A 20003-nucleotide genomic window follows, 5' to 3' on the forward strand; every position below is an offset into this window, starting at 1 on the left:
ATCCAAACACATTCTTATGCTCTTTTTTCCTACAAATCAGTAACCAATTTGCAAAATCAAATATTTCATTTTTGTATAAGCATCGAGACGCTAATCAAACTCACTGAACTGCGAAATCATGGTTTTCAGCTCAACCGACTGCTTATTTCCCTGACGATCATGCCAATAGGACTCAATATAAATGGTTTTCAGTGAGCCCGATAAAGAGACCGTTGGTACTGACCAACTGAGTGTATAAAAGGAATGTGAGTTATCTTGTCCGTTAACAATATCACTATCAAAATTCGCTGGCGTGAGAGTAGAAATCGCGGCAGAAGCGCCACGGCTACGAAACCATTCCAACTTTTGTTCGGCCAAATGTAGTGCTTCGATACTATGAACGGCAAAATCCGCCTTTTGCTCAACCAACACTTGCAATTTGACCAAACCCAGTGCCCCAACACCAATTAGAACAAACGATATCATCACTTCTATTAGGCTAAATCCTTGCTGTTTAGAGATCATTCCATGAACCTTTTTGCCATCTAGGTGGAACCGAAAAGGAAAAGCTGTTTTCAATATCACTGTTATATTGCAAACGTAGCGAGTTATAAAATAGTGCTATCTGACCTTGGGTATCAAAGGCCATTCCTCCGGTAAATTGAAAAGATCCCGACTGTAAGTAGGTAGCGTGCTTTGGCGTCAAGGTGGTAGCGCTGCCGTACAATGTTTTTATCGGTGCATCAAAATTAGCATTGAGATCCGCGATGAGTTCAGTATCAAATCCATTCCAATTTGCCGTATCAGCGGCAAATCCACTGTTAAAATGAAAGAGCACCCCTTGAATACTGCCACTCCCTCGAATCCCTAACACGCCATTATGCACCAGCAAAAAAAGGTAAGTCCCAGGATGAGCATTTTGTATGGTTGACATTGTATCAATCGATGCTTGGTTCAGTTGACAACTGCCATCAATCCATACTTGATTGGGCTGACCAAGAACCAAAGCACCTTTAAATTTCGAAACACAATCAACATCACCACTGGTCATTGTGTAACTCAAGAACTTAAATTCAGTATCGTCGCGTGCTTTTTCCCATTCTCCCCGTTCGTAACCAAAGAGATCTTTAAATGGGTTTAGCGTTTCATCTCGGTAAATATCATTTTTGACATCGACTGCTTCATAAAGACCGCTACTATTTTTCCAAATACCGCTTTGTGAACTACTGTTCGTTTTATGCGTCGGCGCGCAATCGGCACTATTGTCAAAAACAGCGCTTGGTTTTTGAATAGCACTCCCAACACCATTATTTGTCACTCCCGCCGTAGCAATAACATATTTAGCAACGGCGATAGCCGCGCATTCATATTTCCCATCACTATTTTTGGGCCCGGGATCTGGTGGAGAAATAAGTGTAGAGCCAAACACTATTAAGTCTGAAGTAGAACGAATGGCTCCTGGACTTCTCCCACGTTGAAACAGAATGTTCTTTTTCAACGTCGTCATTTGATACTGGGACATAAGTGTACTGGCGTTAGTAGGGGCTGCAGAGAGGTACGTTAACTCTAAATCGACACACAAGGTATTGAGGTTATTTGGAATTGAACTATTTTTATTGTTCACAATATGGCTATAACCACACTCAAGCCCCCCTTCTGCTCGCCAATGCTGTTGCCTCGCTTGCACCTCATTTTGTGCTCGTTTGATCTGAAAAAAGAGCGAACTGTAGGAGCCTAATGCCACCACTAAAGCGAGCACCAACAAAAGCGTGGTGATCAATAACGTTACAGCACCTTGCTGAGCTTGCTTCATTACTGCCAATTCCTTTGTTTTATTGCCACTCCAAATGATGTTGATACACGGCTATCCCCCACCAACTCTGCTGCCATAGAGATCGTCATGTAGGCTGAGCTCACACCATTCGCCGCTAATGATGCTCGCTGGGCTTGAAAATGAGTCACATTAATCTGGTTAGTGTCGAAAATAGCAGTGCAGCCAGCCGTCGCTTGGGAAACGGTTTTGGCCCCTGAAATCACAGACGTCGGCCTGTCACAGACACCTAACGCGCCAGAAGTCATGACAAACCCAACATTTCTGATCTGTTTCGTTGCCCCCGTATCATCAAGGTAGGCATACGCAAGCGTTGATTGGTCGGCCGAAACAAAAACGATATCATCGCTATCCAATAACGTGAGTGAGTTACCATGACCGCCGTCATAACCTGCACGTTGAATATCTTGTTTGAGGTATTGCAGCGCGCCCGTCACTTGTTGCAGTAGCAGTAGCTCCTTGCCTCTTTCGGTCGCTACCTTCTGCCCAGTGATGAATACAGAGCCGATAATGGCTATCGCAATCAAGCCAAGCATGGCTGCCACCATGAACTCAATTAACGTTGCCCCCATCTGCTTGGTTTCAGCGATATGAGCTTTATAGGTATGCTTTTTTGCTCTCGGTATGTTAGCTGCACTGCTTAAAACCAAAATAGTCTCCTCCATTACCACATAGGCGCATTCGTCCTGAAGGTCTATAGGTCGTGAATTTGAGTGCACCTTGGTGTGTTGAAAAATCAAGGCTCCCATTTACAGCTCGGCCATTAATGGCTTCAAAATGGATCTGATTTGACGGGTAATTCACCCCCAATTCAATATTGCGATAAGGTTGCCCCGATAGCGATGAAATCACTTGCCCCCCGGGATAGGTTCCTGAATTAGTCAGCACGATTTGCCATTCACCTTGGCTATTAACCGAACCCGACATGACAATATGCGCCCATAGCGGCTGCTTTCTCATTACTGCTTCCGAACGGGCACTCATCATCAAGCCATTAATCTCACCCGCTAAACGTTGCATCTTTTGCGTATCACTGACTTGTTTGAAATTGGGAGCCGCTATCGTGAGTAAAATAGACAAAACGGAAACCGTGATAAGCAGCTCAAGTAAAGTAAACCCGCGAGCCATTTCCCAAATTCCTATGTAATTAAAATATGAAACAAAATTCACCTTGCGCGAATGCTATCACCTAATAAAAATAGCGGGTAAATCAACAAGGAACTCCACGTGATGATTCGAAATTCTAAATGCAACAACCACAACCGGCAGTCGTTCGGGATGACATTGATCGAATTATTGATTGCGGTTGTGATTATTGGCGTACTGTCTGCAATCGCTTATCCAAGTTATACCAAGCACGTTTTAAAAGGACACCGAACCACCGCTCTCGCCGATATAGGGAGAATTCAACTGGAACTGGAGCATCACTACGATAAGGGTTATGACTGGAGCGGGATCATTTCAGGGGGAAATTGCGTCATCTGTGAAAGCGATGCAGAACGCTATCAGTTTTCAGTCGCCAGCTCCGCAACCAGTAGCTACACCATCACCGCGACGGCGCAGAGCACCAGAGGCCAAGACAAGGATGAGTGCCTTACCAGCGATAAGGTCATGACATTGAAATCAACCAACGAATCCGCACCAAGCGCATGTTGGAAATAGAACACCACAAATGTTCAGTTTGTGAGGGGAGGAGAAAATCATCCTGTATCAGGAACGAATAAGGCCTGCATTGCAGGCCTTATTGGATAGATAATAATTCAACAGTGAATTAGCTGGTTAAATCATCGAAGAACTTTTTCACGCCATTAAAGAAACCTTCCGATTTAGGCTTATGCTTATTTGCCGCTTCACCACCGCAAGTTTCTTCAAATTCACGTAATAGTTCTTTTTGACGCGCGCTCAGTTTCACAGGTGTTTCAACCACGAGTTTGACAACCAAATCACCGATCGCCCCACCGCGTACGCCTTTCACACCTTTACCACGCATACGGAACATGCGCCCTGTTTGCGTCTCTTCTGGCACTTTCAAGTTTACACGACCATCGAGTGTTGGAACTTCAACTTCACCGCCAAGTGCCGCCATAGCAAAACTTACAGGGACTTCACAGTATAAGTTGTTGCCATCGCGTTCAAAAATGTGGTGCTCTTTGACGTGAACTTGTACGTACAAATCCCCCGCTGGAGCGCCCATTTCTCCCGCTTCACCTTCGCCAGATAAACGAATGCGATCGCCCGTATCCACACCGGCTGGAATTTTAACATTAAGCGTTTTGGTTTTTTGCTTACGCCCCTGTCCGTGACACACGTTACATGGGTCTTTAATGATCTTACCTTTACCATGGCAAGTCGGACAGGTTTGCTGTACAGCGAAAAATCCTTGGCGCATCTGTACTTGGCCGTGACCATGACAGGTTCCACACGTTTGCGCAGACGAGCCTTTCTTCGCGCCAGTACCTTCACAAGAATCACAATGGACCAGTGTTGGCACTTCAATCTCTTTCGAACAACCACGAACGGCCTCTTCTAAAGACAGTTCCATGTTGTAACGCAAGTCAGCACCACGTTGTGCACGCGCTTGACCACCGCCCCGACGACCACCACCGAAAATGTCACCAAAGACATCACCGAAGATATCGCCAAAATCAGCACTGCCGCCACCAAAGCCGCCACCGCCCATTCCGCCTTGTTCAAAAGCAGCATGACCGTACTGATCATAAGCCGCTTTCTTTTGCGAATCGGTTAAAATTTCATACGCTTCTTTTACTTCTTTAAACTTGTCCGAAGCGCTGTCATCCCCTTGGTTTCTATCAGGGTGAAACTTCATTGCTAGGCGCTTGTACGCCTTTTTAATATCGCGCTCAGAGGCATCTCGGCCTACGCCTAATACTTCGTAAAAATCACGTTTTGACATCTTCTTCGTCACCAATTTGTTACCGCAAACGACACGCTGCCGCTTGGTGTTTATATCGACCTAACTAATGGCTCTAGATTCTAGTGAATTCAAACTAAAAAGACACTGTTAGTTAGATGGACACCAATGAGTTTTCATTAATTACAGACATACGGGCGTAAGAGTTACCCCAAACGCCCGCATCATACCGTTGATTTCATTCTTCTCTTAGAGAAGTTAGGGTGGGTTAAACTCGCGAGCCACCCAACCCTAGCCCTCCCCGTTTAAAAGGAGGGAACTCAATCAATTACTTTTTGTCTTCTTTGACTTCTTCAAACTCAGCGTCAACGACATCGTCTTCTGCAGACTGTTGTTGGCCTTCACCCGCTTGTTGTGCTTGAGCTTTTTGCTGAGCGATCTCCATCAGTTTTTGAGCAGCAGCCATAAGCGCTTGAACTTTAGCGTCGATCGCTTCTTTGTCTTCACCTTTCTTCGCTTCTTCAAGCTCAGTAATGGCCGCTTCAATCTTCACTTTATCGTCAGCAGGAAGAGCATCACCCGCTTCTTCAATTTGCTTACGAGTACCGTGAATCATTTGGTCCGCTTGGTTACGTGCTGTCGCTAACTCTTCGAACTTTTTGTCCGCTTCTTTGTTTGCTTCAGCTTCTTGGACCATTTTCTCGATTTCAGCATCGCTCAAACCGCCAGACGCTTGGATAGTGATCTTCTGCTCTTTGCCTGTTTGTTTATCTTTCGCAGACACGTGCAAGATACCATCCGCATCCAAGTCAAACACAACTTCAATTTGTGGCATGCCACGTGGTGCAGCTTGAATACCTTCTAGGTTAAATTGACCTAGCGATTTGTTGTACATGGCTTGCTTACGCTCACCTTGTAGAACATGGATCGTTACTGCGTTTTGGTTGTCTTCAGCGGTAGAGAATACTTGATTCGCTTTAGTTGGAATCGTTGTGTTTTTCTCAACCAACTTAGTCATCACGCCACCCATTGTCTCGATACCGAGAGACAGAGGCGTTACGTCAAGTAGCAGTACGTCTTTTACTTCACCCGCAAGCACACCACCTTGAATGGCCGCACCAACAGCAACCGCTTCATCTGGGTTAACATCTTTACGCGCTTCTTTGCCAAAGAATTCAGCCACTTTCTTCTGAACCATAGGCATACGAGTCTGACCACCCACTAGGATAACGTCAGTGATGTCGCCGACAGACAAGTCTGCATCGGCCAGCGCCACTTTCAGTGGCTCAAGCGAACGCTGAACAAGGTCTTCCACTAGAGATTCTAGTTTCGCACGTGTCACTTTCACGTTCATGTGCTTAGGACCAGCAGCATCAGCGGTGATGTAAGGCAAGTTCACATCTGTTTGTTGCGCTGATGACAACTCAATCTTCGCTTTTTCTGCGGCTTCTTTTAGACGCTGCATCGCAAGTGGATCAGTTTTTAGGTTGATGCCTTGCTCTTTTTTAAACTCATCAACGAGATAGTTGATCATGCGGTTATCAAAGTCTTCACCACCAAGGTGTGTGTCACCGTTAGTTGCTAGAACTTCGAATGTTTTCTCGCCTTCAACTTCATCGATCTCGATGATTGAAATATCAAATGTACCACCACCAAGGTCGTATACCGCGATAACGCGATCGCCACCTTGTTTGTCCAAACCATAAGCAAGTGCAGCCGCTGTTGGTTCGTTGATGATACGTTTCACTTCAAGGCCTGCAATACGACCTGCATCTTTCGTTGCTTGACGTTGTGCATCGTTAAAGTATGCAGGAACCGTAATAACGGCACCAGTAACTGGCTCACCAAGAAAATCTTCAGCTGTTTTCTTCATTTTCTTCAGAACTTCAGCTGAAACTTGAGGAGCGGCCATTTTTTGGCCTCTTGCTTCAACCCAAGCATCGCCATTATCAGCCTTCACGATTTTGTAAGGCATGATTTCAATATCACGTTGAACTTCTTCGTCTTCAAAACGACGACCGATCAAACGCTTAATTGCAAATAGCGTATTGGTTGGGTTTGTTACCGCTTGACGTTTTGCAGGCTGACCTACTAGCGTCTCACCATCTGTATATGCAATTACCGATGCAGTTGTACGTTCACCTTCAGCGTTTTCAATAACGCGAGGTTTGTCGCCATCTAAAACAGCAACACAAGAGTTAGTAGTACCTAAGTCAATACCAATGATTTTACCCATCAGGCTATCTCCAAATAAATTCTATTTTTGTTTTATGCTACCCCCTATGTGGGGGAGGGAGAACAGGGTTTCAACCCTTACTCACAAACTAAACAAGGATGTTCGTTTCTCGTATGCCCAATAAATAAGGTCACTCAGCACCTTTTCAAGGGCAAAATTGAAAAAAGTTATGATATTTCGACTAAACAGCGTAAATAACGACTTTTTCAATCCCGAAATCACTTAATGAAGGTTTCTATCTCGACATTAATCGATTTCGACATAAAAAAGAGAGGCGACGTACACCTCTCTTTGGCACTGAATAAATTAACGCCAATAAAGCATTTGGCTTATTTCGCAACTCTTTACTTTGATACCATGACCATCGCAGGGCGAATCACTCGGCCATTCAACTCATAGCCCTTTTGCATCACAAACATCACAGTGTTAGGTTCATGATCTGGGCTCTCTTGAATTGACATTGCTTGGTGCAATTCTGGGTTGAATGTTTCGCCTTCAGGATTAATCTCTTTCAGGCCAAACTTTTCAACTACGCCAATGAAAGTTTTGTGCGTCAGTTCCACACCTTCCACCAGCGGTTTCACTACTTCGTTCTCAGCGTCAGCAGCTTGAATCGTGCGCTCTAGGTTGTCTAACACTGGCAACAACTCTTCAGCAAAACGGCTCAACGCATATTTACGCGCTTTATCGATCTCTTGCTCTGAACGGCGGCGCATATTTTCAACTTCCGCTTTCGCTCTTAGCACCGAGTCTTTTTGCTCTTGAATTTTTGCTTCGCTCGACAGTAGCGCCGCTTCTAATTGCGCAATTTGGGACTCTTTCTCATCGACTTCAACTTGTTCGTTCCAATCGATATCCGCGTCAGTACCAACGACTTCAGCTTCTTGACCCACTACTTCTTGCTGTAGTTCTTCTTCTTTGATTTTGTTTTCTTCGTTGTTCATGATATCTCCAGAATCCAACTATTTTGCGCTTAACCTCCACAGTTCAAAAAGTTAAGCACACAAAAATTCGCACAAAGGCATAACTTGCCCTTATTATGGGGATGAACAATCCTGATTCAAGCCTAATTAGTTTGGAAAATTTATGAAAAAACCATTTGAAGTGATCGCTATCATTGGAAAACCAAGAGATCAACAAGCCATTCAAACACATAAAGAGCTTTATCAATGGCTAACTTCAATGGGATATCCGGTCTTTATTGATGATCGTCTCAGCGAAATATTGGAAGGTGTACCTGCGGAACATTTCGCTAGCTTGCTTGAAATCGGCAAAAAAGCAGACCTTGCGGTTGTGGTTGGGGGCGATGGCAATATGCTCGGTGCCGCACGCGTATTATCACGCTTCGACATTTCCGTGATTGGGGTGAATCGTGGCAATTTAGGATTTTTGACCGATCTCAACCCAGAAGATTTTCAACCAAGGCTACTTGCAGTACTCAATGGCGAATATTTAGAAGAACAACGCTTCTTACTGGAAACAGAAATTCATCGCCACGGGCAAGTCAAAAGCCATAATGCAGCGCTTAATGAAGCCGTATTACACCCCGGAAAAATTGCACATATGATTGAATTTGAAGTCTATATAGATAATAGCTTCGCTTTTTCTCAACGCTCCGATGGCCTTATCGTTTCTACCCCAACGGGCTCTACCGCTTATTCACTTTCTGGCGGCGGGCCGATTTTATCCCCCAGTTTAAACGCCATTACACTGGTCCCCATGTTCCCGCATACCCTTTCAAGCCGCCCCCTAGTTGTGGATGGCAACCGCCAGATAAAACTGCTGGTTTCGCCTGATAATCGCGGAACACAGGAAGTTAGCTGCGATGGACAAGTATCCCTACCGGTTTCCCCCGGTGATGAAGTGCATATTTACCAAAGCCCAAATATTCTAAAGCTCATTCATCCTAAAGATTACAGCTACTATCACGTGTTAAGAAAGAAACTGGGTTGGTCGAGTAAATTGTTTTAAACCAACCTCTTCACCTTCTATTGACTGTCGACCTCGATTAATAATATCGAGATCTTTTTATCGGGAATCTTTAATATTTAATGGTTTTTTAAATTTCTATTTATTTTCCATTATAAATTTACTCATCCTATAGCTGATTATTTGTGAGCCATGATTTATTCCATATTCAAGTTAAGGACTTCGATCACAATTATTATTTCCATCAATTTACTTACTAATCAACTTGGTTAAGAATCGTTCCATCAGTCAACCAGCTATAACTCACCACGGATTTAGATATGAGTAAAAATCTAAAAATTCAAGATAAGTTATGGTCAAGCTCCCTAGCTTGGTACACGCACGACTATCAAATCTCAATTTTACCATCTTTTGCACACGCCTAGCCTGCTTGGTTGTTTCTGCATTCTTTCGAATCCATTAAACAATCAGCATCAACACTAAATCTATTTATATCGCTTTTCGATGCTTGCATTCATCTTTATTAATTTAAAGTTGTTGCTTGGTTATTCTCAAATAGATTTATTTCACTCGAATTTTATCGCTAATTATTTGGCGCGATATTTTGCACTCTAAATATATAAAGGGTGTTGACTAATATCGCCTGACGAAATTTAAATTATTCAAAGGTATTATCATGGAAAACTTTAAACACTTACCAGAACCCTTCCGCATTCGTGTTGTTGAACCAGTAAAACGTACAACACGTGAATATCGCGAAGAGGCCATCCTTAAAGCGGGTATGAACCCATTCCTTATCGATAGTGACGATGTATTTATTGACCTTCTCACTGACAGCGGCACAGGCTCTATTACTCAAAGAATGCAAGCAGCAATGCTAATGGGTGACGAAGCTTACAGTGGCAGCCGCAGCTACTATGCGCTGGCGAATGCGGTGAAAGATATCTTCGGTTATGAGTTAACTATCCCAACTCACCAAGGCCGTGGTGCAGAGCAAATCTATATTCCTGTTCTAATTAAAAAGCGTGAGCAAGAAAAAGGCCTCGATCGTTCAAAAATGGTGGCGCTGTCTAACTACTTCTTCGACACCACTCAAGGTCACACTCAGGTTAACTGCTGTGTGGCGAAAAACGTCTATACCGAAGATGCGTTCGATACGTCTGTCAATGCAGATTTCAAAGGTAACTTTGACATCGCGAAACTGGAAATGGCGATTGAAGAAGCAGGGCCTGCGAACGTGCCTTACATTGTCAGCACGATTACTTGTAACTCTGCCGGTGGTCAGCCTGTCTCTATCGCTAACTTAAAAGCGGTATACGAGATTGCTCAACGCTACGATATTCCTGTCATCATGGACTCTGCGCGTTTTGCTGAGAATGCTTACTTTATTCAGCAACGCGAACCGGGTTATCAAAATTGGACTATCGAAGAAATCACTCGTGAAACCTATAAATACGCAGATGGTTTAGCCATGTCTGCTAAGAAAGATGCAATGGTTCAAATGGGTGGTCTATTGTGTTTCAAAGATGAATCGATGATGGACACTTACACAGAGTGCCGCACGCTTTGTGTGATTCAAGAAGGTTTCCCTACTTATGGTGGTCTTGAAGGTGGTGCAATGGAGCGTCTTGCTGTCGGCCTATACGATGGCATGCGTCAAGACTGGCTAGAGTACCGTATCGGCCAGGTTCAGTACCTTGTTGATGGCCTAGAAGCTATTGGGGTTGTGTGTCAGCAGGCTGGCGGCCACGCAGCATTCGTTGATGCAGGTAAACTATTACCTCATATCCCTTCGCATCAATTCCCGGCTCATGCTTTGGCCTGTGAACTCTACAAAGTAGCCGGTATTCGCGCGGTGGAAATCGGTTCGTTACTATTAGGCCGTGATCCTGCAACGGGTAAACAACACCCTTGTCCTGCTGAGTTGTTACGCCTAACCATTCCTCGTGCTACTTACACTCAAACGCACATGGACTTTGTTATCGAAGCATTTGGGAAAGTAAAAGAGAATGCCCACAACGTGAAGGGACTCGATTTCACCTACGAGCCACAAGTACTACGCCACTTCACAGCCCGTCTAAAGGAAGTTGAATAATAACTAACTAAAGCGCGCCTAATTGGCGTGCTATTTCCTTCTAAATCGAGCAAAACAAAATCTATAAATTTAGCGTTTTTTTGTGAACTTCGTCAAACTATTTAATGAACATTTAATGATCAATTCAAAACTAATTAACCTCATCGAATGAAGTAAAATTCACTAGAAAGCCAGAGCTATCAAGCAACATAAATCACTTCCTGTCGCATGCACTAAACTCAGAGCAGTTTACAATACTCATAGTTTTCTGACAGGCATCTTTACTGTATAAAAAAACAGTTTATACTGTTCACTTATACAGTGTTATTTGATTATATAGGTACAGAAATGCTGGCTCATTTAAGTGTGAATAATTTTGCTATTGTTAAATCATTGCAGTTAGAGCTTTCCAAAGGAATGACTACCATTACTGGCGAAACCGGTGCGGGTAAATCCATTGCAATTGACGCGCTCAGTTTATGCCTTGGTGGCCGTGCGGAAGCAGGAATGGTCAGGCAGGGTGAAGAAAAAACCGAAGTCAGCGCCGCCTTTATTTTGGACAATAACCTCAACGCCACGCGCTGGTTGGAAGACAATGACTTGTTCGACCAAAAAGAGTGTATTTTACGCCGAATCATCACCAAAGATGGCCGCTCTCGTGCCTTCATCAATGGCAGCCCTGTGCCTCTTTCGCAACTCAAAGCTCTAGGTCAATTACTGATCAACATCCACGGTCAACACGCCCATCATCAACTGATGAAAAATGAGTATCAAATGAGCATGCTGGACCAATACGCAGGTCACGTGAATCTTGTCAAAGAGACACGCTTAGCCTACCAAATGTGGCGTCAAGCAGATAACCAGCTCAATCAACTCAAAGAAAATAGTCAACAAAACCAAGCTCAAGTTCAACTGCTGGAATATCAAATCAAAGAGCTCAATGAATTGGCGATTGGTGAAGAAGAGTTCACCGAACTCGAACAAGAGCACAGACGTTTAGCCAACAGTGGCGAGCTTGCTACCACTTGCCAGCAAGCCATTGAACTTATTTATGAGGGGCAAGAAGTCAATGCGCTAAGTTTGCTGCAGTCAGCCAACCACGCCTTGCTTGAACTGGCCGAGTTAGATGAAAAACTTGCCACCTTACCCAACATGGTGGCTGAAGCCATCATCCAACTCGAAGAAGCCAACAGTGAATTGCGAAACTATCTGGACAGTATCGATGTCGATCCTGAACGTATGGCTTATGTAGAAGAACGTTACTCTAAAGTGATGTCCATATCGCGCAAGCACTACATCGCTCCTGAAACGCTTTACCACCACCACCAAGATCTGCTCAAACAAATAGCGCAACTTGACTGCTCTGAAGATAAATTACAAGAACTGGAAAGTAACGTTGCCAAACAGTATCAGCAGTTTGCAACCTGTGCCGACAAACTGCATAAGTCTCGTAGCCGTTACGCGAAAGAGCTAGATAAATTAATCACCAATAGCATGCACGAACTGAGCATGGAAAAAGCCAAGTTCTGCATCGAAGTTAATCATGAAACAACGCATCCATCACCACTGGGTTTTGACACCGTAACTTTCTTAGTCTCAACCAACCCAGGTCAACCGCTGCAGCCTATCGCTAAAGTCGCGTCAGGCGGAGAGCTGTCACGGATATCTCTAGCAATCCAAGTGATCACCGCTCAAAAAGTAGACACTCCTAGCCTTATTTTTGATGAGGTCGATGTTGGTATCAGTGGCCCGACAGCAGCGGTAGTCGGAAAAATGTTAAGAACATTAGGTGAATCAACCCAAGTACTGTGTGTGACTCACTTACCACAAGTGGCAGGCTGCGGGCACCAACAACTGTTTGTCAGCAAGCAAGCCAAAGCAGGAAAGACAGAAACACAAATGAAACGATTAGATAGTGAACAACGCATCGCTGAACTTGCTCGTCTTTTAGGGGGTAGCCAAATCACCGAATCTACCCTTGCTAATGCGAAAGAACTGCTGATCGCCGCCTAAGCTGACATTTTTCTTTTTAGGTTTGCAACCAAACTCAAAATTTGCAGTCTCAACTAGCTCGTAGCTCAGTCTATTTTTTACTTCTGCTGCGAGCTTGTTTATTATCAGTCCAGTTTTACGACCTATTGGCAAAGAATTTTGAATATGCAGTTAAAAAAGTGGTTAATCGCAGTCCCTTTAGCAATGACAATGCTGACTGGATGCTCTTTATTAGAAAAACTCGTTTATCGTATTGATATTAACCAAGGCAACTACGTTGAACAACAAGCCGTCGATCAACTCAAGTTCGGTATGAGCAAAGAACAGGTTAGGTTTGTCATGGGGTCGCCGATGCTTATTGAAAACGGTTATCCCGATACTTGGTATTACATTTATCACCACACGGAAGGCCACAAAGAATCGATACAGAAAAACCTGATTGCGACATTTAATACCGCAGGTGCTTTGATGGAAATCAGTGGCGACTACCCTCCTAGCGAACGGTTTTTTGAAGGCGTAAACTGAACGAAAACACGTTCAAACAAATGATACCCAAAGTGCACCTCACAATGAGTGACACTAACGGACAGGGCTCATAATGAGCCCTTTATCTTGCACCCACGTTTACTGTTGCGCTTTTGCCTGCTCGGCTCTCTTGCGACGGATCTCTTTAGGATCGGCCAATAACGGACGATAAATTTCAATGCGATCACGGTCTCTGACCGTCGAATCTAGCTTAACGTTACGACTAAAAATCCCGACCTTATTTTTTGATAAATCAATCTCTGGGTAGAGCTCAAGCACACCGGACTGTTGAATTATCGTTTCGACGGTTGAGTTTTTGTCTACCACCAAATTCAGTACTCTTTGCTCATGAGGCAATGCATAGACAACCTCAACATGGATCATCTCAGATTCAATACTCATTACTGATACACCTGTTTCGCTCGTTTGGTAAATGCGTTAACCATATTACTAGTCAATTCATTGAATATCTTGCCAAAAGCCAATTCCACCATTTTGCTCGAAAATTCAAACTCCAGTTTAAGTTCAACCTTGCAGGCCTGTTCATCAAGTGCAGTAAAATACCAACCGCCTTTTAAAGCCTTAAAAGGACCATCGACCAAATTCATCAAAATAGCTTCACTGGCCACCAACACATTCGACGTTGTGAACGTCTTACTTATCCCTGCCTTTGAAACATCCACCGAAGCCACCATCGACAAATCGGAAGATTCAATAACGCGAGAACCAGAACAACCTGGCAAAAATTCAGGATAACGAGCAACGTCATTCACGAGATTAAACATTTGTTCTGCACTAAAAGACACTAAAGCAGAACGACTGACTTGCTTCATATTCTCTCCTCATCACCACCGAAAGAGTCTGGTGTGTAACAATTTTACTTTTATTCTTATCCTACGCAAATAAAAGGATTTCCTAAGCTCGAACCAAGCCGTATAATGCCGCCATTATGGTAAAGAAAAAATCAAACTCAAAAGCAGGTAGCAATACCATTGCTGTAAATAAAAAAGCTCGCCACGAATACTTTATCGAAGATGAAGTAGAAGCAGGCATGGAGCTCCAAGGCTGGGAAGTCAAATCTCTTCGTCAAGGCAAAGCTAATATCGCAGAAAGCTACGTTTTCATGCGAGACGGAGAAGCCTTTGTTTCCGGAATGACAATAACGCCACTGCAGCAAGCATCCACTCACGTGGTTGCCAACCCAACTCGCGTGCGCAAGCTGTTAATCAGCCGCCGTGAACTGGATAACCTTTATGGACGCATCAACCGTGAAGGCATGACACTTATCGCACTATCACTGTATTGGTCTCGCTCTTGGGTGAAAATCAAAATTGGTGTAGCGAAAGGTAAAAAACTGCATGACAAACGTGATGATTTAAAAGAAAAAGATTGGGCAAGAGAGAAAGCACGCGTAATGAAGAGCTCATTGCGTTAATCTTGACCACTTAGACGCAGAAAGCTAGACAGACAAAGGTTTTCTGGTAGTATGCGTCAACACACTTGGGGCTGATTCTGGATTCGACGGGAATTTTGCAGTCTGAGGTGCATGCCGTGGGGCGGTTTGCCACGTTAAAAGCCGCAAAAAAATAGTCGCAAACGACGAAAACTACGCACTAGCAGCTTAATAACCTGCCAAGAGCCTTTCTGCCCTAGCTTCCGCTCGTAAGACGGGGAACAACAGAGAGTCAAAACCAAACAAGCTCGTGCCGCGTCTCCCGCCTGAGAGACAAAGCATTAAAACTAATTCAGGATAGCCATTAGATAGCGTGTCGGTTCGCAGTTTGATGGTGAAATTAAAGATCGAATAAGCATGTAGTACCAATGATGAATGATTTTCGGACGCGGGTTCAAATCCCGCCAGCTCCACCAATCACTAGTAACGGGACGTCTCAGGACGTCCCGTTTTCTTTTCTAAACCCTTGTCCTATCTAGCCTTAAGTGGTTCAGGGCGTCTCATCGAGATTCACTTAATCTCAGTCATTTAGTAACATTCTGCGTAACACTAACCAATAACAACACAAATTGGTGTTACATCAGAAAGGAAATATTAAAATGGCTAAGCAAATCAAGCCCTTATCACCAACTCAAGTAACCAAAGCTAAGCCCTTAGAGAAAGAGTATTCGCTTGCCGATGGCAACGGTCTGTACTTACGTATAAAGCCGAATGGCGCAAAACTTTGGATTTTCAACTACATCCATCCAACTACTAAAAAACGTAAGAACATCAGTCTTGGTGCATTTCCTGACATCACTCTCGCGTCCGCGAGAGAAAAAACAAGAGAGATGCGCCAGCAAGTCGCTGAAGGCATTGATCCAAAAACCCACAGAGATAACCAACTCATCACCGCACAGATAGCTCAGTCATCAACTCTTAAATCTGTTGCCGAAGAATGGTTTGAAGTAAAAAAGCATGACGTTTCCGAAGACTATGCCAGCGATATCTGGCGCTCTCTGGAGCTACATATCTTTCCTAACCTCGGTAACATGCCGATAAGTGAATTAACTGCCCCAATAGTGATTCAAGTCTTACGGCCTGTGGAAGCAAAGGGCGCATTAGAGACAGTGAAACGAGTATGTCAGCGAATAAATGAAGTGATGAACTACGCGGTGAATTGCGGAAAGATTCAGTCCAACCCACTATTCGGGATAAAGCATGCATTTAAAAAGTCGAAAGCTGATCACATGAGTACTATCAGCCCAGACGAACTTCATACTCTTATGCAAGCGATGTCGTTAGCCAATATCAAGCTTGCCACCCGCTGCGCTTTTGAATTCCAACTCCACACCCTGACCCGTCCTGTTGAATGTGCCGCTGCTGAATGGAGTGAAATTGATTTCGAAAACAAACTTTGGGTCATTAGCAAAGATAAAATGAAAATGAAGCGCGACCACAAAATCCCTCTTTCAGACGCTTCGATTCAACTTTTAAACTTTATGAAGCCCATCTCCTACGGACAACGCTATGTCTTCCCCAGTTCAAAGTCAGTAGACCAGCACATGAACAGTCAGAGCGTCAACGCAGCTCTAAAACGTGCAGGAATGAAAGGAAAGCTAGTAAGTCACGGTATGCGTTCCATTGGCAGTACAGCGCTCAACGAACAGGGCTTCAACAAAGATGCTATTGAGCTGTGTTTAGCACACGTAGACAAGAACACGATTCGTGACATCTACAACAATGCTGAATATCTAGAAGAGCGACGAAAGATCATGGATTGGTGGAGCAATTTCATACTTGATGCTTCTAAAAACGCCAACACTATAGCAAAATCCGAAACTTAAGTGACAAGAGTCACACTTTTAATGAGATGTGGGTGATTTTGTATTGACGATGAGAATCATCCACATTATTTTAAATCGCGTCTAAATATTTAATTTTTACATAGGAAACAGACATTTAAAGTCCGCTCCGCGGCAACAGCCTTATGCTCGTTAAACTTCGGTTTAACTATTTTTTATTGTTTTAGCACTAACTTAATTTTCTGAGTCTTTTTTTAAGACTTCTTTATTTTATTACATACACAACACCTTCCCTTATATTGCGAGGGTTAGGCTGTTACCAACATAAAGGTTTCAGTCCTAGGTTACTATTGCTTTGCTGAAGTTAAATTTCAGTGGATCAGTGTAGGTATTAGAATATGAAGGCGGTGCTAGACATGAATTAACATAGGTTATCGTTATGTCTGTAAATACAACTCCTCTTCTAAAAATCGTACGTAAATCTGACGTTCTACAACGCGTACCCTTCTCAAGAGCGACTCTCCACCGCAAAATTAACGATGGAACATTCCCACCTTCAATTCCCCTTGGTGCAAACTCTGTTGGTTTCTTGTCTCATGAGGTCGATGCCATTATCGCAGCCATGGCACTAGGCAAAGATCTACAGCAAACTGTTTCTCATCTTGTTGAGCAAAGACAGTCTCTTTTCGACAACAGCCTCTATGCACTAGCCGCATAACTAAAAACTCTCACTAAGCACAAACAAATCAATTGTTTACTGCATGCTTTAGCATGCTGGTAAAAGTGCAGAATTTTTTAGTTATATATATTATCTAGAAATTTTGCACTTTTACGTTCAAGCAGGAATTAGAATAAATGAACGTCATCGCGCAATCTCAAGCTACAGAACATACTCTACTTCAAACCTCAAAAGCTAAATCGGTTTTCATTATGCTCGACCCGTGCCTTCAGCATCGCTCGAATGATCATCGAGTCGTTGCTCTACGCAACGACAGAAGCAATGCGATGGATGTCGTCCGATATTATCTAGATGCTGGCTATACGATTACATTAGTCGCCGATTCAAAGCTGTTCCCGACTCAAACGGCTAGATTAATGAAAAGCAACTACTGTGGAAGTCGTGTTCCAATGTTAGATAGCGCGACAGGGGTTTACTACAGTCTGGAGAACTTTAGAAGCACTGTGACTTATCTAACCCTTTGCAACTCTCTATCACCGTGCAAAGAGACATCGCAGTGGCTTTCCAGACAATTGATTCGTACTGTTCCGCTTACAAACAGCACAACCGAGGCATGTGTTAACACCTTTCTGTCAGATTTACAGGGCGTTCAGAGTATTGAGTTATTGAGAGCTGCACTTGATGAGCAACTCGAACAGAATCGCAATAGAGTGCGAAAATTCATGTCTCCAACTCTTCAAACTAAGACTATCACCGTTGATTCATTGCGCTCTCCTCTGTGCTCACAGCTTATCAACGACAGCAAAACTCTTGCAGTAAGAGCGGCAACAGGCACAGGGAAGACCAAGCATCTATTTGGTCCATTAGCGAAAGCGGCTCGTAGCAAAAGCAAGAAGATCGTTTACCTGTCTTATCTGACCGCCCTGGTCGAACAATACTGTAATGACAATCTCGCAGTCAGCTACAACCAAGATTTATGCGAGCTAGAACAGGCGGATGCAATGGGGGTTGTTGTAAACAGCATTTGGAAATCTCATATTCGCTCTGTGCTTAATCAGGCGGATATTCTTATCATTGATGAGTTCGAAAAAGTACTGACGACTGTCGTATGTTCTGAACCAAGTAAACAATTACCAAAACAACAAGTTTTTGAAAGCTTGTCAGAAGCCATTCGTAATGTCCCACAATTGATTGTGGGTGATGCTGATCTTTCAGATGTCAGCTTGAGTTACATCAAAGAGTTAAGAAGCGAAGTGACACTATTGGATTGTAAAGAAAATCCGTACTCTTCAATCAAAGCTGTGATCACAGATAAAAACCAATACCTCTCCAACGTTTATCTCAAAGAGCGGCTTACTAAGAATGATAAAGTGTTCCTGTTTGATTCTCTCGTCACACTTCGTCAGGTTACCCAATCACTAGGCTATAAAGATTCTAATAAGCTAGATAGTGAAGATGAAGCACTAAAAGACGGTATCTTAATTATTCACGCTCACAATAAAGACATGCCTGCTCAAAAAGCCTTTTTAGAGAATCCAAACGAAGAGATTAAGAAGTATAAAGCAATCATGGCATCTCCTTGCTTAAGTTCAGGCTTTTCAATTACTACGCACTTTACTAACAAGGTTATGGTTTTCTGCGATAAGACATTAACACCTTTAGAGCTGATTAATTTCGCACGTCGATTTCGTACAGCAAAACAAATTTGGTTTGCCGTTGATGCATACAAAGATTTCATTACGCCACATGCCAAAGAGACGACGTACAAACCAACAATCCATGTCCAGCCAACTGACAAGTTGAACATTGCATTCAACAACGTTAAAAAGCGCTTTTTCGCTCCTTTAGCCTTGAATTTACATTTAACGTTGGAAGAACTCGGTTTTATGACTACATCGGCCCCATCCTCTTTTACAGCACAACTGTTTGCTCAAAAGAGTGCTACTCTTGCAGCCAAAGCGTACAAAGAGTTAGAAGTGCAAGCGATTGTATCCTCACCTGATTTAACTCAAGAACAAGCTTCCTGGTTATGGGCTAAAGACAGAAGGACATCTTCTGATAGCGCTTCTTTAACTAAGTTTCAGATCAAACGGGATTACGGAGTGAAAAAGGTTACAGAAGATGACGTTAACTTCCACTTCAAGTTCTTAGCTAATCGAAGTGTGTTTGATTCATTCCCGTTCGTGAATCGCTCTAGTGACAAAGTGGAAATCGAAGACAAGCACCATTCTGCCGCGATGTTCATCTATGACAATATTTTGAGAAAGTATGGGTTTTCTGTCGATCGTGACGCTTTTTGGATTCACAAAGACGATGTTCTCCAGATTGTAAAAGCCTGCTATTTGAAGCAAGAGTTATTAAACTGGGCTTTTAAAGATCGCTTACACATTAGCAAGCCTCTTCATCAAGAGGCAAAGCCAAACAAGGCAACGTCATACCTGAAAAAACTCTTGAACTCATTGGGCTTCGAAGTTGGAACATTCCGCAGCAGTAGCAAAAAAGCAAAAGTAGAGTTGCATAAAAACGCTCGTAATTATGCTTACTTTAAGACAGCCCCATCCGAAACTACCAAGTCCGCAGCCTAACAGCCAACACCGCCCTGCTACCACGACACTAATAAGGTAGCAGGGAATATCCCCTATCAAATCA

At 43.4% G+C, this 20003-nt stretch carries 18 protein-coding genes and 1 other RNA gene; 10 read left to right on the plus strand and 9 right to left on the minus strand.

Annotated elements, in window-relative coordinates:
- Positions 1–90: 90 nt before the first annotated feature.
- Genes AACR75_RS04760 through AACR75_RS04775 form a run of 4 tightly spaced genes read right to left on the minus strand, consistent with a single transcriptional unit; the run spans position 91 to position 2938 of the window.
- Positions 91–504, minus strand: coding sequence for a type IV pilus modification PilV family protein (locus AACR75_RS04760; protein ID WP_047688932.1), 414 nt, complete (start codon positions 502–504; stop codon positions 91–93).
- A complete protein-coding gene (locus AACR75_RS04765; RefSeq protein ID WP_081989724.1) occupies positions 494–1801 on the minus strand; it encodes a hypothetical protein in 1308 nt (435 codons plus the stop codon). Before AACR75_RS04765 ends, AACR75_RS04760 begins: the two co-directional genes overlap by 11 nt.
- Entirely contained in the window at positions 1792–2460 is a 669-nt protein-coding gene (locus AACR75_RS04770; protein ID WP_047688938.1) for a PilW family protein, read from the minus strand. Before AACR75_RS04770 ends, AACR75_RS04765 begins: the two co-directional genes overlap by 10 nt.
- The gene (locus AACR75_RS04775) at positions 2438–2938 is read right to left on the minus strand and encodes a GspH/FimT family pseudopilin (protein ID WP_017043370.1); all 501 of its coding nucleotides are present in this window, start codon (positions 2936–2938) and stop codon (positions 2438–2440) included. The genes AACR75_RS04770 and AACR75_RS04775 overlap by 23 nt, the downstream gene beginning before the upstream one ends.
- A 102-nt stretch (positions 2939–3040) precedes the next feature.
- Here AACR75_RS04775 and AACR75_RS04780 point away from each other — a divergent pair, with 102 nt between their 5' ends.
- A complete protein-coding gene (locus tag AACR75_RS04780; RefSeq protein WP_197056791.1) occupies positions 3041–3472 on the plus strand; it encodes a type IV pilin protein in 432 nt (143 codons plus the stop codon).
- A 109-nt stretch (positions 3473–3581) separates the two neighbouring features.
- On the opposite strand, the gene dnaJ is transcribed toward AACR75_RS04780, so the two are convergent.
- From dnaJ to grpE, 3 genes are all read right to left on the minus strand, one after another.
- Positions 3582–4724 carry a molecular chaperone DnaJ gene (gene dnaJ, locus AACR75_RS04785; protein ID WP_026027474.1) on the minus strand — a complete coding sequence of 381 codons (1143 nt, stop codon included), beginning with the start codon at positions 4722–4724 and terminating at the stop codon, positions 3582–3584.
- Between the two features lie 286 nt (positions 4725–5010).
- Entirely contained in the window at positions 5011–6918 is a 1908-nt protein-coding gene (gene dnaK / locus AACR75_RS04790; RefSeq protein ID WP_013857431.1) for a molecular chaperone DnaK, read from the minus strand.
- A gap of 344 nt (positions 6919–7262) precedes the next feature.
- Positions 7263–7862, minus strand: a complete 600-nt coding sequence (gene grpE, locus AACR75_RS04795) for a nucleotide exchange factor GrpE (protein WP_038148829.1) — start codon at positions 7860–7862, stop codon at positions 7263–7265.
- A gap of 142 nt (positions 7863–8004) precedes the next feature.
- Here grpE and nadK point away from each other — a divergent pair, with 142 nt between their 5' ends.
- The 4 genes from nadK (at position 8005) to bamE (ending at position 13438) form a co-directional block, all read left to right on the plus strand.
- Positions 8005–8889, plus strand: a complete 885-nt coding sequence (gene nadK, locus AACR75_RS04800; protein WP_013857433.1) for an NAD(+) kinase — start codon at positions 8005–8007, stop codon at positions 8887–8889.
- Between the two features lie 634 nt (positions 8890–9523).
- Positions 9524–10942 (plus strand): tryptophanase, encoded by a 1419-nt coding sequence (gene tnaA, locus AACR75_RS04805; protein WP_017043367.1) that lies wholly within the window; start codon positions 9524–9526, stop codon positions 10940–10942.
- A gap of 327 nt (positions 10943–11269) precedes the next feature.
- Positions 11270–12934, plus strand: coding sequence for a DNA repair protein RecN (gene recN / locus AACR75_RS04810; protein WP_047688943.1), 1665 nt, complete (start codon positions 11270–11272; stop codon positions 12932–12934).
- Positions 12935–13078: 144 nt separating this feature from the next.
- Entirely contained in the window at positions 13079–13438 is a 360-nt protein-coding gene (gene bamE, locus AACR75_RS04815; protein ID WP_026027472.1) for an outer membrane protein assembly factor BamE, read from the plus strand.
- Between the two features lie 99 nt (positions 13439–13537).
- Here the strand turns inward: bamE and AACR75_RS04820 are convergent, their stop codons facing one another.
- Both AACR75_RS04820 and AACR75_RS04825 read right to left on the minus strand, forming a co-directional pair.
- Positions 13538–13840 carry an RnfH family protein gene (locus AACR75_RS04820; protein WP_010319507.1) on the minus strand — a complete coding sequence of 101 codons (303 nt, stop codon included), beginning with the start codon at positions 13838–13840 and terminating at the stop codon, positions 13538–13540.
- Positions 13840–14271 (minus strand): SRPBCC family protein, encoded by a 432-nt coding sequence (locus tag AACR75_RS04825; RefSeq protein ID WP_013857438.1) that lies wholly within the window; start codon positions 14269–14271, stop codon positions 13840–13842. The genes AACR75_RS04820 and AACR75_RS04825 overlap by 1 nt, the downstream gene beginning before the upstream one ends.
- Before the next feature lie 116 nt (positions 14272–14387).
- Here AACR75_RS04825 and smpB point away from each other — a divergent pair, with 116 nt between their 5' ends.
- The 5 genes from smpB to AACR75_RS04850 all read left to right on the plus strand — a co-directional run bounded on the left by smpB (position 14388) and on the right by AACR75_RS04850 (position 19939).
- The gene (smpB, locus tag AACR75_RS04830; RefSeq protein ID WP_013857439.1) at positions 14388–14873 is read left to right on the plus strand and encodes an SsrA-binding protein SmpB; all 486 of its coding nucleotides are present in this window, start codon (positions 14388–14390) and stop codon (positions 14871–14873) included.
- Between the two features lie 67 nt (positions 14874–14940).
- Positions 14941–15307, plus strand: a transfer-messenger RNA (tmRNA) gene (gene ssrA / locus AACR75_RS04835).
- Between the two features lie 183 nt (positions 15308–15490).
- Positions 15491–16717 carry an integrase domain-containing protein gene (locus AACR75_RS04840; RefSeq protein WP_025604816.1) on the plus strand — a complete coding sequence of 409 codons (1227 nt, stop codon included), beginning with the start codon at positions 15491–15493 and terminating at the stop codon, positions 16715–16717.
- A 397-nt stretch (positions 16718–17114) separates the two neighbouring features.
- Complete coding sequence (locus tag AACR75_RS04845) at positions 17115–17393, plus strand: helix-turn-helix transcriptional regulator (protein ID WP_000115789.1); 279 nt, start codon at positions 17115–17117, stop codon at positions 17391–17393.
- Positions 17394–17530: 137 nt separating this feature from the next.
- The gene (locus AACR75_RS04850; RefSeq protein WP_231564179.1) at positions 17531–19939 is read left to right on the plus strand and encodes a hypothetical protein; all 2409 of its coding nucleotides are present in this window, start codon (positions 17531–17533) and stop codon (positions 19937–19939) included.
- The last annotated feature ends 64 nt before the right edge of the window (positions 19940–20003 follow it).

Source organism: Vibrio sp. ZOR0018 (assembly GCF_963865925.1).
Classification (GTDB): domain Bacteria; phylum Pseudomonadota; class Gammaproteobacteria; order Enterobacterales; family Vibrionaceae; genus Vibrio; species Vibrio anguillarum.